Source organism: Lysinibacillus sphaericus (genome assembly GCF_000600105.1).
Classification (GTDB): domain Bacteria; phylum Bacillota; class Bacilli; order Bacillales_A; family Planococcaceae; genus Lysinibacillus; species Lysinibacillus sphaericus.
Map to the genome: position 1 here is coordinate 41,696 of NZ_CP006837.1, position 13,770 is coordinate 55,465.

The 13,770-nt window shown below is 38.8% G+C and carries 13 protein-coding genes, 1 tRNA gene, 1 rRNA gene, 1 other RNA gene and 1 pseudogene; 13 read left to right on the top strand and 4 right to left on the bottom strand.

Annotation, left to right across the window (positions count from 1 at the left end):
* Positions 1 to 60: 60 nt before the first annotated feature.
* The 6 genes and pseudogenes from T479_RS00145 to T479_RS00165 all read left to right on the top strand — a co-directional run bounded on the left by T479_RS00145 (position 61) and on the right by T479_RS00165 (position 4,180).
* A complete protein-coding gene (locus T479_RS00145; RefSeq protein WP_024362946.1) occupies positions 61 to 699 on the top strand; it encodes a deoxynucleoside kinase in 639 nt (212 codons plus the stop codon).
* A complete protein-coding gene (locus T479_RS00150; protein WP_024362947.1) occupies positions 696 to 1,364 on the top strand; it encodes a deoxynucleoside kinase in 669 nt (222 codons plus the stop codon). Before T479_RS00145 ends, T479_RS00150 begins: the two co-directional genes overlap by 4 nt.
* A gap of 402 nt (positions 1,365 to 1,766) precedes the next feature.
* On the top strand, positions 1,767 to 2,297 hold the full coding sequence (locus T479_RS00155; RefSeq protein ID WP_038509323.1) for an LOG family protein: 531 nt from the start codon (positions 1,767 to 1,769) through the stop codon (positions 2,295 to 2,297).
* Positions 2,298 to 2,457: 160 nt separating this feature from the next.
* Positions 2,458 to 2,832: pseudogene (locus T479_RS24315) on the top strand (PAS domain-containing protein); the annotation flags it as partial.
* A gap of 42 nt (positions 2,833 to 2,874) precedes the next feature.
* The gene (locus T479_RS24320) at positions 2,875 to 3,366 is read left to right on the top strand and encodes a methyl-accepting chemotaxis protein (protein WP_370510650.1); all 492 of its coding nucleotides are present in this window, start codon (positions 2,875 to 2,877) and stop codon (positions 3,364 to 3,366) included.
* A 193-nt stretch (positions 3,367 to 3,559) separates the two neighbouring features.
* Positions 3,560 to 4,180: an RraA family protein gene (locus T479_RS00165; protein WP_025218321.1), complete on the top strand. Its 621-nt coding sequence runs from the start codon at positions 3,560 to 3,562 to the stop codon at positions 4,178 to 4,180.
* 48 nt (positions 4,181 to 4,228) lie between these two features.
* Here T479_RS00165 and T479_RS00170 read toward each other — a convergent pair whose 3' ends face one another.
* The 4 genes from T479_RS00170 to T479_RS00185 form a co-directional block, all read right to left on the bottom strand.
* Positions 4,229 to 5,503 (bottom strand): cation:dicarboxylate symporter family transporter, encoded by a 1,275-nt coding sequence (locus tag T479_RS00170; RefSeq protein WP_024362950.1) that lies wholly within the window; start codon positions 5,501 to 5,503, stop codon positions 4,229 to 4,231.
* Between the two features lie 92 nt (positions 5,504 to 5,595).
* Positions 5,596 to 6,474 carry a response regulator gene (locus tag T479_RS00175; RefSeq protein WP_024362951.1) on the bottom strand — a complete coding sequence of 293 codons (879 nt, stop codon included), beginning with the start codon at positions 6,472 to 6,474 and terminating at the stop codon, positions 5,596 to 5,598.
* A complete protein-coding gene (locus T479_RS00180; RefSeq protein WP_025218322.1) occupies positions 6,475 to 7,737 on the bottom strand; it encodes an ATP-binding protein in 1,263 nt (420 codons plus the stop codon).
* 147 nt (positions 7,738 to 7,884) lie between these two features.
* Positions 7,885 to 7,977, bottom strand: a tRNA-Ser gene (locus T479_RS00185).
* Between the two features lie 181 nt (positions 7,978 to 8,158).
* Here T479_RS00185 and ffs point away from each other — a divergent pair.
* From ffs to T479_RS00215, 7 genes are all read left to right on the top strand, one after another.
* Positions 8,159 to 8,426: signal recognition particle sRNA large type (ffs, locus tag T479_RS23065), an RNA gene on the top strand.
* 144 nt (positions 8,427 to 8,570) lie between these two features.
* A complete protein-coding gene (dnaX, locus tag T479_RS00190; protein ID WP_025218323.1) occupies positions 8,571 to 10,358 on the top strand; it encodes a DNA polymerase III subunit gamma/tau in 1,788 nt (595 codons plus the stop codon).
* Between the two features lie 20 nt (positions 10,359 to 10,378).
* A complete protein-coding gene (locus T479_RS00195; RefSeq protein ID WP_024362954.1) occupies positions 10,379 to 10,693 on the top strand; it encodes a YbaB/EbfC family nucleoid-associated protein in 315 nt (104 codons plus the stop codon).
* An 11-nt stretch (positions 10,694 to 10,704) separates the two neighbouring features.
* Complete coding sequence (gene recR / locus T479_RS00200; RefSeq protein ID WP_024362955.1) at positions 10,705 to 11,301, top strand: recombination mediator RecR; 597 nt, start codon at positions 10,705 to 10,707, stop codon at positions 11,299 to 11,301.
* A gap of 13 nt (positions 11,302 to 11,314) precedes the next feature.
* Positions 11,315 to 11,530, top strand: coding sequence for a YaaL family protein (locus tag T479_RS00205; RefSeq protein ID WP_024362956.1), 216 nt, complete (start codon positions 11,315 to 11,317; stop codon positions 11,528 to 11,530).
* A gap of 70 nt (positions 11,531 to 11,600) precedes the next feature.
* Positions 11,601 to 11,873, top strand: a complete 273-nt coding sequence (locus T479_RS00210) for a pro-sigmaK processing inhibitor BofA family protein (RefSeq protein WP_024362957.1) — start codon at positions 11,601 to 11,603, stop codon at positions 11,871 to 11,873.
* Between the two features lie 291 nt (positions 11,874 to 12,164).
* Positions 12,165 to 13,717, top strand: a 16S ribosomal RNA gene (locus T479_RS00215).
* The last annotated feature ends 53 nt before the right edge of the window (positions 13,718 to 13,770 follow it).

The window sequence follows — 13,770 nt, forward strand, 5'->3', positions numbered from 1 at the left end:
AGCCTTAAAATAGTGGCATAATTGACTTATAGAATCCTAAATATAAAGGAGGAACTTCTAGTGACGGTTCCATTTGTTGCAGTAGAAGGTCCGATTGGTGTAGGCAAAACTTCATTGGCAAAAGAGGTAGCGGCGACATTTAATTACCATCTATTAAAAGAAATTGTAGACGAAAATCCGTTTTTAAATAAGTTTTATGAAAATATAGAGGAATGGAGTTTCCAAACGGAAATGTTCTTCCTATGTAATCGCTATAAACAATTAACAGATATAAAGAAGTTACGTTTAGCACAAAAGACATCAGTTGTATCGGACTATCATATTTTTAAAAATTTAATTTTTGCAAAGCGTACATTGCCACCTGCCGAGTACGAAAAGTATGAAGAAATCTATCAAATTTTAACAAAGGATATGCCTGTGCCTAATGTCGTTGTTTATTTACATGCTAGTGTTGATACGTTAATGAAACGCATTGCTAAACGAGGGCGTGAATTTGAGAAAATGATTTCACGTGAATATATGGAGCAGTTAGTAGCAGACTATCATACTTTTACAGAGCACTTTGAGCAGCTACATCCCGAAATACCTGTAATCCGATTTAATGGAGATCAACTTGATTTTGTGAAAAACCCACAAGATTTACAATATGTATTAAAAACAATCGAAGATACGTTACAACAAAGGAGCTTGCAACAATGAATTTGAGAGAGAAATATGATATTCCACCACAAACTGTTATTACAATTGCCGGAACAGTAGGTGTAGGAAAATCAACGATGACAAAGGCGCTAGCACAAGCGTTAAATTTCCGTACATCATTTGAAAAAGTAGATACCAATCCATACTTAGATAAGTTTTATGATGACTTTGAAAAATGGAGCTTCCATTTACAAGTCTATTTTCTAGCAGAGCGTTTTAAAGAGCAGAAGCGTATTTTCGAATATGGTGGGGGCTTTGTGCAAGATCGTTCTATTTATGAAGATACAGGGATTTTTGCCAAAATGCATTATGATAAAGGAACAATGAGTCCAACTGATTATGAAACGTATCGTAATTTATTTGATGCGATGGTGATGACACCGTATTTCCCGCACCCAGATTTATTAGTTTATTTAGAGGGGCCGATTGATGATGTCATTGGACGTATTCAAGAGCGTGGTCGTGAGATGGAGCAGCAAACACCGAATGATTATTGGATTGAAATGCATGAGCGTTACGAAAATTGGATAAATAATTTTAATTCATGCCCTGTCCTACGTTTAGATATTAATGATTATGATTTATTAAAAAATCCAGACGCAATTGAATCAATTGTCAGTCGCATAAGTCATATGCTAAAGCAAACAAGTCATTTACGAAAATAAGAGAAGTACTAGGAAAACCCCTATGCTTTAAAACAGGGAATCTCCATGCGTTCTGGCTGAAAGCGAAGCGTCAGGCCCAAACAAGTCATTTACGTAAATAGAAGAAAAGCTATGCAACAGTAAAGACGTTGAAGAAGGGAATATCAAAGCGTTCTGGCCGAAAGCAAAGCGTCAGGCCCAAACAAGTCATTTACGTAAATAGAAGAAAAGCTATGTAACAGTAAAGACGTTGAAGAAGGGAATATCAAAGCGTTCTGGCCGAAAGCAAAAGGAACGTAGAAAGCTTCCAGATAGAAATATAAGGACTTTGTATTTTAAAATAAATAACAGAAATAAGACCAAGAGACGTGAGACAATATGATACCTATTGTTTTCACGTCTTTTGTAATAGGAGGAATAAATATGAGAATCGCAGTATATTGTGGATCAGGACTTGGCAATAACCCGATTTATGCTGAAAAGGCAAGTGAATTAGGAACGGTATTAGCACACCATGGACATGGTATTGTTTATGGAGGTTCTAAAATAGGATTGATGGGCAAAGTGGCAGATGCTGCATTAGTAGCAGGTGGAGAAGTGATTGGTGTCATGCCTACTCATTTACAAAAACAAGAAATTGTTCATGCCGCATTGACAGAAATCCATTTTGTAGAATCCATGCATATACGTAAGGCAAAAATGGTTGAATTAGCAGATGCTTTTATTGCGTTACCAGGTGGTGGCGGTACACTGGACGAATATTTTGAAGTATTTACATGGGCGCAGATTAGATTACATGAAAAACCTGTTATTTTATTTAACGTCAATGGTTTTTATGACGCACTGCTACAACATTTTTCTATAATGCTAGAGGAGGGCTTTATACGCCCAGAACACAAGGCGTTAATTCGTGTCGCAACAACGGCAGAAGAAGTTTTAACAATGATAAAATAAGAAAAAAAGCATAATTGAGCATAAGAATAGTAAAAATACAAATTTATAGTATTTTTAAGATGCTATTAGATATATTATAATATATAACAATGCATTTTTTAAAAAGAAGAAAGTAGATTAGAGATAACGCTAGTACAATAGGGTGATAGAGGTGGATGTTGTGCAAAAGAATGATACACAAGTCACAGATGATTTAGTTGTTCAAGCAATTGAGCGTAATATAGCGATTATCCGATTTGATATGAACCGAAAAGTTGCTTATGTAAATGAGCTTTTTGCGAAAACAATGGGCTATACAGTAGAAAAAATGATGGGGAAAGACCATAAGGAATTTTGTTTTCCTAATTACGTGAAGAGTCCTGAATACGAGAGGTTTTGGCGTAATTTAGCAGCAGGTAAGAGCTATCAAGATAAAGTAGAACGAATGGATGCTCGTGGAAATAGTATTTGGCTAGAAGCTACCTATATGCCCGTATTTGATAATCATTCAAGAAGAGTTATTGGTGTATCCAAAATAGCAACAAATATTACGGAACGTCAAAATACCATTGTCAATGTAGCAGATCAGTTAAAACAAATGTCCACTAAGCTTTACAGTCGTTCAGAGGCAGGTATTAAAAATAGTGAAAATTTACTTGCAACAATTCAACAAGTTTCAAAGGAATCTTCGGAAAATGTTAAAAATTTAGATCAATTACAAAATCAAGCAGATTCCATTAAAGGCATTGTCAAAACAATTCAAGGAATTGCCTCCCAAACAAACTTACTAGCTTTAAATGCAGCTATTGAAGCCGCAAGAGCTGGAGAGTATGGCAGAGGTTTTGATGTTGTCGCCAAAGAGGTACGAAAACTTTCCGTAAGAGTAGAGCAATCAATTTCAGAAGTGAAAGAAAATGTGGAAGGGATTGTACGCGAGGTTGGGCAAGTAACAGAAAGCATCACGCGAATTTCTGAGGAAATTGAAAAAACGAATGGGCAAATTACTGTGACGACGAGTGATTTTGCTGAAATCGCTTCTGCAGCAGAGGCTTTAGATGAACGGTCTAAACAATTTATTGAAATAATTTAAAAGACGCCTGAGGCAAATGGTCATGATATGAACATTGCCTTAGGTGTTTTATTTTGTTTAAAAAACGGGATAACGGCGATTTGTTTTTAACAACATATTTTACTAAATTTTCTGAATTATATTGAAATAGTAGATGTGTTTTATTTACAATAATTGTGTAAGGTATTCATAAATCATAATAGGGGTGTTATGCATGGAAAAGGTGGAAATAAGTTTTAAACATTTACCAACGACAGCAATTTCAGATGCAACTGGGGGACATACAAATTTACGCAGTGACATTAAACCGTTAGCAGACCATTTTAAAATAGCAGGTCGAGCGGTTACTGTACGTTTACCAGATGGCGAAAATGGAGCTGTACTTGAAGCGATTCGAGCAGCTAGCGAGGGTGATATTTTGGTCATTGATGCAAAGGGTAATAGAAATCGTGCGGTAGCAGGAGATTTTGTTATTTCTTTAGCAAAGGGTATGGGTGTACAGGGCTTTGTAGTAGACGGGGTTATTCGTGATATTGCCGCGATTCGGGAACTAGATTTTCCTGTATTTTCACTTGGGACAACCGTAGCAGCAGGCAACAAAAATGGCGGCGGTAAAGTGAATGTGCCAATCGCAATTGGCGGTGTAACAGTGCAACCAGGTGATTATATTATTGGAGATATAGATGGCGTTATTGTCGTGCCTCAAGAGGATGCAGAGCGTATTGTTGCAGCCGCTGAGGCGAAAGTCGAAAAGGATGAAGTGCGTGCACAAGAAGCCCATGTCAATGGCAAAGCGTCTATTATTGCTTATTTAGATAAAGTACTGACAAAATAAAAAATGCCTCACGATGTCATAAGCCATCGTGAGGCATTTTTTATGAATTTATGCTAAATTTTCATTTTCTTTAAAGTAGTTTTTCATTTTTTCTTTATCGAAGCGGCCTTCCCATTTCGCCATTACTAATGAAGCTAGTGAGTTACCGATTACGTTAACTACTGTTCGTCCCATATCAAGGATACGGTCGATACCAGCAATAAATGCTAAACCTTCGATTGGAATACCAACAGTACCTAAAGTGGCAAGTAATACTACGAATGATACGCCTGGTACACCGGCAATCCCTTTAGAAGTAACCATTAATACAAGCATTAATGTAATTTGTTCCCCGATGCTTAGGTGAATACCATACATTTGGGCAATGAATAATGCAGCAATTGCTTGATACAATGTTGAACCATCTAAGTTAAAAGAATAACCTGTTGGAATAACAAAAGAAACAATATCTTTTGGTGCACCTAATTTCTCCATTTTCAACATCACTCGTGGTAAGACAGCTTCCGAACTAGCAGTGGAGAAGGCTAAAATTAACTCATCTTTTAACACTCTGATTAAGTAGAAAATGTTGACACCGGCAAATTTTGCAACGAGGCCAAGAATAACAAAGATGAAGAATAACATTGTGGCATATACAAGTATTGCAAGCTTACCTAAAGGTATGAGGGAAGCAAAACCATATTTGGAAACGGTTACACCAATTAAACCAAATACCCCAATTGGAGCGAATTTCATCACAAGGTTCGTTACCCAGAACATAGCATCTGCTACACCTTGGAAGAAGTCCAATACTGGTTTACCTCGTTCTCCAATTGCAGCTACCCCTAAACCAAAAATAACAGAGAAGAAGATGATGGCAAGCATATTGCCTTCAGCCATTGATTGAATAATATTTGTCGGTACAATACCTACAATAATATCAAATGGACCTTCATGCTGTACTTCTTCAGTTGTTGAAACGTATTTTGAAATATCCCCTTGCGAAAGTTCGTTCATATTGATGCCAGCACCTGGTTGGAACAGGTTTGCTGAAAGTAATCCAACAACAATCGCTACTGTTGTAATGATTTCAAAGTAAATAAGCGATTTTCCGCCTAATCTTCCGAGCTGTTTCATGTCTCCAGTTCCAGCAACACCAACAATTAAAGTCGAAATGATAATAGGTACTACAATCATCTTAATTAGATGTAGGAAGATATCCCCTAATGGTTGTAAATATGTTTCAACTTTGGGGTTACCATAAAAGATACCACCAATAATTATCCCTAAAATCAAACCGATTAAAATTTGAGCGGCTAAACTGATTTTAAATTTCTTTTTCAAAATCTTAATTCCTCCCCTATATTAAAATTTTTAGGACACGCCTTACTTTAATAATACGGAGGACTTATGAAATCCGACAAAATCCGAGAAAATTAATTTACTTTTGTTAAAATGTCTGAATATAACACCTGAATAAACTTTTTAATATTGACCTTTGCTTTGCGATTCCCGTGGTCTTCGATTTGCGTCATAAGCTGGCGAATCTCTTTAAAATCAAAGTATCGAGGTGCATAATATTCAAATTCAGAGTTTGTATAATCAACGACTCCTAAATTGGCGAGATTAATCATGGCAGCTAAAATCGTTCGACGTACACGCTGTTCAATCGCTTTACTCTCTTTCAATATTTCATCAGGAGTTGACTTTGTGACAGCTGCTATTTCCTCATAGAGCTCTTTTAATGGAGGAAGTGGCGCAATTTTGTGCTGATGAGCTAATAATGTTTCAATAATTGCTATAATATCCTCACTTCCAATTTCACCGACAATCCCCATATCATTTAAGATCGATTGGATGTGGTCTCGCGATGTAGCTTTATTGTTTATTTGCTCACTTAGATCGATGTTCGTTAGCGATTGTCGAATAACTAATAGGGAATTTTTTAGGCGAAATTGTTCCGTTGTTTTGCGTAAAACATTTTCAACCTCAATACGGTTAATGGGTTTATGAATAAAGAAATCTATCCCTTGTTCATAGGCCTCGCCGACCATTTCCTTATTCACAACTTGTGAAATCATAATAAACTGTCCTTCAAATCGATTCTGAAGAAGATGCTCCACTGTTGCTATACCGTCTAACTTAGGCATAAGTAAGTCGATTAGTACAAATTCAGGTTGTGTCATTAATATTTGTGGAATGGCATCTACTCCATTGCGTGCTTCGCCGATTACTGTACCTAAACCACTATCTTCAATAATTTGTTTTAGCATCACGCGGCTTGCACGATCATCATCTACAATAAAATACCTCATTTAAGTCTCTCCCGTTAGAATAGTTTGCGTAGGAATTATAATTTTAAACACCGTTTTGTAGTTATTTGATTCAACTGAAATGGAGCCATTTAATTTTGAAATTAATTCAGCGACATGTGATAGTCCAATTCCTGTAGCTGCTACACCTTCAACATTGTATTTCGTCGTATAGCCAGGTTCAAAAATAATAGAAAGGTCACTTTCGGAGATGCCTTTTCCATCATCACTTACTGTTATTACAGTATCAACCTCCTGCTGTTGAATATCAATAGATATGATACCTTGCTTTTCTATTGCTTCAATGGCATTAGCAGTTAAATTATTTAATAGTGCCAGCAAGGCAATATGCTCTTTCGTTAAAAAATCAGTATCTAAACTTATATTAAACTGGATGTCTTTACCGAGTAACTCACTGTATTTGCGATTGCCGTCTTCTATATAATGTAATAATTCTGATAATCGTAATGAGCCAAAGCTCTTGTCCCCAACAATTTTAGATATACCCGCATAAATACGCTGAGAATCTTTTTTGACTTCATGAATTTCCTGGGCAATATGAAGTGCTTGTATACTTTCTGAACGATTGCCCTGTGCTTTTAATTGTCTATACAAATCAAACCCATTAGCAGTAATCGTTTCAATATGATTCATAGATTTTTTTAAATAGAGCGTCTCTACATATAAATCTGAACCAATCGTAAGCATTTCCTGCACGCGTTTTTTTTGCTCGGCAATAACAATAGAGCTATAAATGCCAACAACAAAAAAACTACGTAATAGGGCAACGGCTAATAAGATGAGCAGGTCATGAATAAATAAAATTGTATAAGATTGGACAAGGAAACGTAGCAATTGTTCCGCTAAATTACTAATGACCTCACTGAAGGCTACTAGTAATCCTAACTTTAATGGCTTTTCACGATATTGATGAATATTTAAAAGCTGTAGGCATATTGCAAACAATAAATAAAATGTCCCAGCAGGTAAGTGAGTATAAATACCATCTATTAAAGATGTATTATGCGTATAGTAACTAATAGCGATTCGTAAAGTGGTTGTTACAATGCTAGTTACAATACCCGCTAATATAATAGGTGTCGGTCTAAGTAAGGTGCATAAAAAGAATATAATTGTCCCCAGACCAAAGCGAAAAGAAGTATTGGCGAAAGGGATGATTTTAATTTCACTACCGATAGCCGTTAATAAAGCGATGGATATAATCCATGTGAGGGAACTACGAGAAATAAAGGCTTTGGAATACATATTAAATATCCTCCCTAAAGTATTTAAGAGCAAGATAGCTAATAAAAAAATACCACAACCTAATCGGAAGTGGTATTTAATAAGTATGACATACAATTTTTTAAGCAAAAAAAAACGGCTACATCGTGTAGTCGGATTTTAAAAAACTGGAGGAGGTAGAGGGATTCGAACCCCCGCGCGGTGTTACCCGCCTGTCGGTTTTCAAGACCGATCCCTTCAGCCAGACTTGGGTATACCTCCATACTATATTGCTTCGATGTCTTATCGACAAGAACTAATTTATCATGATTTTATTTTGACGTCAACATCTTTTTGAAAAAAAGTAGGTTTTAAAAAATTAATTTTTATTAATTAAGAATGTACTTAAATAATTTGTGCAATTCGTTGCAATTTATACAAACTGAAAGTATACTAGTTATTGCCGTGCTAGGTGGGAAGGTAGCGGTGTCCTGTAACTCGCAATCCGCTCTAGCGAGACTGAATTCCTTTTTCGAGGCTGTCCGTATTGTTTGGTCTGCCTTTTGCACGTAGTGTTGACGATTGGGTCCTGCGCAATGGATACCCATGAACCATGTCAGGTCCGGAAGGAAGCAGCATTAAGTGGTCTTATTCATGTGCCGCGGGGTTGCCTAATCTGAGCTAACGACAAGAGTAACGCTTATGTGCGGCTGTCGAAGAAAGGTGCACGGCATTAAATTGCCAATTTAAACGCATTCGTCTACTGTAGGCGAATGCGTTTTTTTATATTATAAAATAGGACACGGTTTTATAAACAAGGCTGCCGATGCTATAATAGTTTTATTAATATTGAAAAAGAAGGGGAGAGGAAATCATTGACGTATCAAGCATTTTATCGTGTGTATAGACCACAATCATTCCGAGAAATGTCAGGTCAAGCGCATGTCAAAAGAACGCTGCAAAATGCTCTCCTAGCGAATAAAACAACTCATGCTTACTTGTTTTCTGGACCTCGGGGTACAGGGAAAACAAGTACAGCTAAAATTTTTGCTAAGGCTTTAAACTGCGAGCATGCTCCAGCAAGTGAACCTTGTAATGAGTGTGCAACTTGTTTAAGCATTACAGATGGTTCTCATCCAGACGTTATTGAATTTGATGCAGCTTCTAATTCACGTGTTGAAGAAATACGGGACATTATTGAAAAGGTACGTTTTGCTCCAGCTAGTAGCAGGTTTAAAGTGTACATCATTGATGAAGTGCATATGCTGTCTACAAGTGCCTTCAATGCGCTTTTAAAAACGCTAGAAGAACCACCACCTCACGCTGTATTTATTTTAGCAACAACAGAACCTCATAAATTACCTGCAACGATTATTTCACGTTGCCAACGTTTTGACTTCAAGCGACTTTCAACTAACGATATTATCGAGCGCATGAAGGTCGTACTAGAAGATATTGAACTCCCGTTTGAAGAACAAGGTCTAAAAGTGATTGCGCAGTCAGCTGCGGGCGGTATGCGTGATGCATTGAGCTTGTTGGACCAAGTTGTCTCCTTTAGCGGTGAAATGTTGAAACTAGAGGATGCACTACTAGTCACAGGCTCAATTAGTCAGGATGTTTTCTATGATTTAGCTGAAGCTTTAAAGGTCAAAGATGTGGCACAAATGCTTGCGCTGTTAGAGCAGCTAATCGCAGATGGGAAGGATCCGTTGCGCTTATCGGAGGATTTAATTACATTTTTCCGCGATTTACTGCTTTTACAAACGAGTGAGAATTTAGCTGAACTATTAGAGTTAGTATCACCTGAGGAGCGCGTATTTGCATTGGCACATGACTTTGCACCAGATATGCTTTACGGCTACATCGATATTTTAGCGAAAACACAACAAGAAATGCGTTTCTCGCATCATACGAAAATCTATTTGGAAACAGCATTGCTAAAAATGACACAGTTTTCGGGTGGCGTAGTCAATCAAACTGCCCCATCAAGTGAGGCGGTAATGAGCCCAGAACTAGCGCAAAAAATCATTGCGCTTGAGCAAATGGTGCAACAACTATCTTTACAAATACAAAATGGTGCGCCGTCACAAGCTACTCAGGTTGCCAAAGAACAACGTCCGCGTGCAAAAAGTCCAAATGGTTATAAGGCGCCTACTGGTCGTATTCAAGAAGTGCTAAAGGATGCGACAAAGCAAGATGTGCAACGTGTAAAGGCTGTATGGGCGCAGGCGTTAAATCAATTGCAAAAGTCACAATCAGCTCTTTTAGCAGAAGCTGAACCTGTTGCGGCATCTTCGAGTGCTTTTGTGTTAAAATTCAAGTATGATATTCATTGTCAAATGGTTGCTGATAATCAAATGCTAAAAGCACAATTCACACAACTTATTGCAGGTCAAACAGGCACGATGTATGAAATGCTTTGTACGCCAGAAGAAACATGGTTAAAGTTGCGTGAAGAGTTCATTCGTGATCACGGATTACATCAAAAGAAAGCACCATTAGCTAACGATGATCCGAATGTTGAATTATTGGAACCACCACCGGCAGAAATGCCAGAAGAACCTTTTATCGATGATGCGCAACCGCTGGCATCACAAGATCCATTGGTGACGGAAGCGGAAAAGCTGTTCGGTAAGGATTTTATTGAAATTATTGAAGACTGATTACTTAGGAGGAATAGGTTATGCGTGGAATGGGAAATATGCAAGGCATGATGAAAAAAATGCAAAAAATGCAAAAAGAAATGATGGAAGCTCAAGAAGCTTTAAATGCTGAACAATTTGAAGGTGTTGCTGGCGGCGGTATGGTGAAAGTAACAGTTACAGGTCAACGTGAAGTAGTAGAAGTGAATCTTGATACTTCAGTAGTAGATCCTGACGATATCGAAATGTTACAAGATTTAATTGTTGTTGCAACGAATGAAGCACTTAAGAAAGTAGAAGAAAAAACAAATGCAACAATGGGTAAATTTACGCAAGGCATGAACCTTCCATTCTAGGAGGTAACAATATGTATTACCCAGAACCAATATCAAAATTAATCGATAGTTTTATGAAATTGCCAGGTATCGGGCCAAAAACCGCAGCCCGACTGGCGTTTTTTGTGTTAACAATGAAAGAAGATGACGTTCTTTCTTTTTCCAAAGCTTTAATAGATGCAAAACGTAATTTAAGTTATTGCTCTGTTTGTGGCAATATTACCGATGTAGACCCTTGTCATATTTGTACCGATAAACAACGCGATGCCTCAGTAATTTGCGTTGTTCAAGATACAAAGGACGTTATTGCAATGGAAAAAATGCGTGATTACCATGGTAAGTACCATGTGTTACAGGGGGCTATTTCACCAATGGATGGTATCGGCCCAGAGGATATTAATGTAGCCTCACTGTTAGTACGCTTACAAGATGAAACGGTGCAGGAGCTTATTTTAGCAACCAATTCTACTATTGAAGGTGAAGCGACGGCTATGTATATCTCTCGTCTTGTTAAACCATCTGGCATCCGCACAACACGCATTGCGCACGGATTACCAGTAGGTGGAGATTTAGAATATGCTGATGAAGTAACGTTATCGAAGGCAATGGAAGGCCGCCGAGAGTTATGAGTGAGGGATTGAAATGTTCTTCCGCAATAAAGGAAAGCTAAAAAGAGAATTTGACGAAAAGCTTGTTAATCTCATTAAACAAACAAAAGAAGATTTACAACAAGCAAAATTGATTGAAGAATTATTAAATGATTATGATTTAGAAGTTATTGCTCAGCGAAAAGCAGCAGAGAGTATTCATTTTTATTTATTTAAAGAAGCTAGAATTCGACGAGTACTAATAAAATAATGATTGTAGAGTTATAGACGTGCTATAGGAATCATAAAATTACATAATTATGATCGAAGGGGGCAAGCATATGCCGTGGACTGTAATTGTGAGTATTTGTGTTCCTGTAGCGCTTCTTTTTCTTTATATAGTAGGAAGACACATTAAATTGGGTAAAGTATTAGAAGGACTATCAGTATTTTGGTTCCGATTTGCATTTGCATTTTTATTATTATTCATTATTCATTTAGGTGTTGGTTATAGCGGTTATAATGTACCAATTAACCTGTTTTCCGTTTTCACAATTGCATTGTTGGGCATTCCAGGTGTACTAGGAATCACTTTTTTAATATTATTTTTATAAAAGGCTTGCAAACTATAAATATTGTGATATAGTAATAAGAGTCGTTAAGATAACAACTGAAACAACTTATATAAAACAAAAAACAATTTAAAATAAATTGTTGACATCGATTTGAAAAGATGGTATTATATAAGAGTTGCTGAAACAAGAGGCGACAAAATGAACCTTGAAAACTGAACAAGCAAAACGTAATCAATATAGTTTTTACTAGCTAACTTCGTTAGTGAACGAAACAAAATTTTGGACATCAAAATTGATGCCAGCAAAACAATTTGAGCTAATCAAATTTCTTTTATGGAGAGTTTGATCCTGGCTCAGGACGAACGCTGGCGGCGTGCCTAATACATGCAAGTCGAGCGAACAGAGAAGGAGCTTGCTCCTTTGACGTTAGCGGCGGACGGGTGAGTAACACGTGGGCAACCTACCCTATAGTTTGGGATAACTCCGGGAAACCGGGGCTAATACCGAATAATCTTTTGTCCCTCATGGGACAATACTGAAAGACGGCATCTCGCTGTCGCTATAGGATGGGCCCGCGGCGCATTAGCTAGTTGGTGAGGTAACGGCTCACCAAGGCAACGATGCGTAGCCGACCTGAGAGGGTGATCGGCCACACTGGGACTGAGACACGGCCCAGACTCCTACGGGAGGCAGCAGTAGGGAATCTTCCACAATGGGCGAAAGCCTGATGGAGCAACGCCGCGTGAGTGAAGAAGGATTTCGGTTCGTAAAACTCTGTTGTAAGGGAAGAACAAGTACAGTAGTAACTGGCTGTACCTTGACGGTACCTTATTAGAAAGCCACGGCTAACTACGTGCCAGCAGCCGCGGTAATACGTAGGTGGCAAGCGTTGTCCGGAATTATTGGGCGTAAAGCGCGCGCAGGTGGTTTCTTAAGTCTGATGTGAAAGCCCACGGCTCAACCGTGGAGGGTCATTGGAAACTGGGAGACTTGAGTGCAGAAGAGGATAGTGGAATTCCAAGTGTAGCGGTGAAATGCGTAGAGATTTGGAGGAACACCAGTGGCGAAGGCGACTATCTGGTCTGTAACTGACACTGAGGCGCGAAAGCGTGGGGAGCAAACAGGATTAGATACCCTGGTAGTCCACGCCGTAAACGATGAGTGCTAAGTGTTAGGGGGTTTCCGCCCCTTAGTGCTGCAGCTAACGCATTAAGCACTCCGCCTGGGGAGTACGGTCGCAAGACTGAAACTCAAAGGAATTGACGGGGGCCCGCACAAGCGGTGGAGCATGTGGTTTAATTCGAAGCAACGCGAAGAACCTTACCAGGTCTTGACATCCCGTTGACCACTGTAGAGATATGGTTTTCCCTTCGGGGACAACGGTGACAGGTGGTGCATGGTTGTCGTCAGCTCGTGTCGTGAGATGTTGGGTTAAGTCCCGCAACGAGCGCAACCCTTGATCTTAGTTGCCATCATTTAGTTGGGCACTCTAAGGTGACTGCCGGTGACAAACCGGAGGAAGGTGGGGATGACGTCAAATCATCATGCCCCTTATGACCTGGGCTACACACGTGCTACAATGGACGATACAAACGGTTGCCAACTCGCGAGAGGGAGCTAATCCGATAAAGTCGTTCTCAGTTCGGATTGTAGGCTGCAACTCGCCTACATGAAGCCGGAATCGCTAGTAATCGCGGATCAGCATGCCGCGGTGAATACGTTCCCGGGCCTTGTACACACCGCCCGTCACACCACGAGAGTTTGTAACACCCGAAGTCGGTGAGGTAACCTTTTGGAGCCAGCCGCCGAAGGTGGGATAGATGATTGGGGTGAAGTCGTAACAAGGTAGCCGTATCGGAAGGTGCGGCTGGATCACCTCCTTTCTAAGGATATTTTCGGAATACAAACCTTGGGTTTGTAAGATTACGTTTTGCGT

Coding starts and splice junctions, on each gene's coding strand:
- T479_RS00195 (WP_024362954.1), top strand. CDS start 10,379: ATGCGTGGAATGGGAAATATGCAAGGCATGATGAAAAAAATGCAAAAA.
- T479_RS00155 (WP_038509323.1), top strand. CDS start 1,767: ATGAGAATCGCAGTATATTGTGGATCAGGACTTGGCAATAACCCGATT.
- T479_RS00175 (WP_024362951.1), bottom strand. CDS start 6,474: ATGAGGTATTTTATTGTAGATGATGATCGTGCAAGCCGCGTGATGCTA.
- T479_RS00150 (WP_024362947.1), top strand. CDS start 696: ATGAATTTGAGAGAGAAATATGATATTCCACCACAAACTGTTATTACA.
- T479_RS00205 (WP_024362956.1), top strand. CDS start 11,315: ATGTTCTTCCGCAATAAAGGAAAGCTAAAAAGAGAATTTGACGAAAAG.
- T479_RS24320 (WP_370510650.1), top strand. CDS start 2,875: ATGTCCACTAAGCTTTACAGTCGTTCAGAGGCAGGTATTAAAAATAGT.
- T479_RS00180 (WP_025218322.1), bottom strand. CDS start 7,737: ATGTATTCCAAAGCCTTTATTTCTCGTAGTTCCCTCACATGGATTATA.
- T479_RS00165 (WP_025218321.1), top strand. CDS start 3,560: ATGGAAAAGGTGGAAATAAGTTTTAAACATTTACCAACGACAGCAATT.
- recR (WP_024362955.1), top strand. CDS start 10,705: ATGTATTACCCAGAACCAATATCAAAATTAATCGATAGTTTTATGAAA.
- T479_RS00210 (WP_024362957.1), top strand. CDS start 11,601: ATGCCGTGGACTGTAATTGTGAGTATTTGTGTTCCTGTAGCGCTTCTT.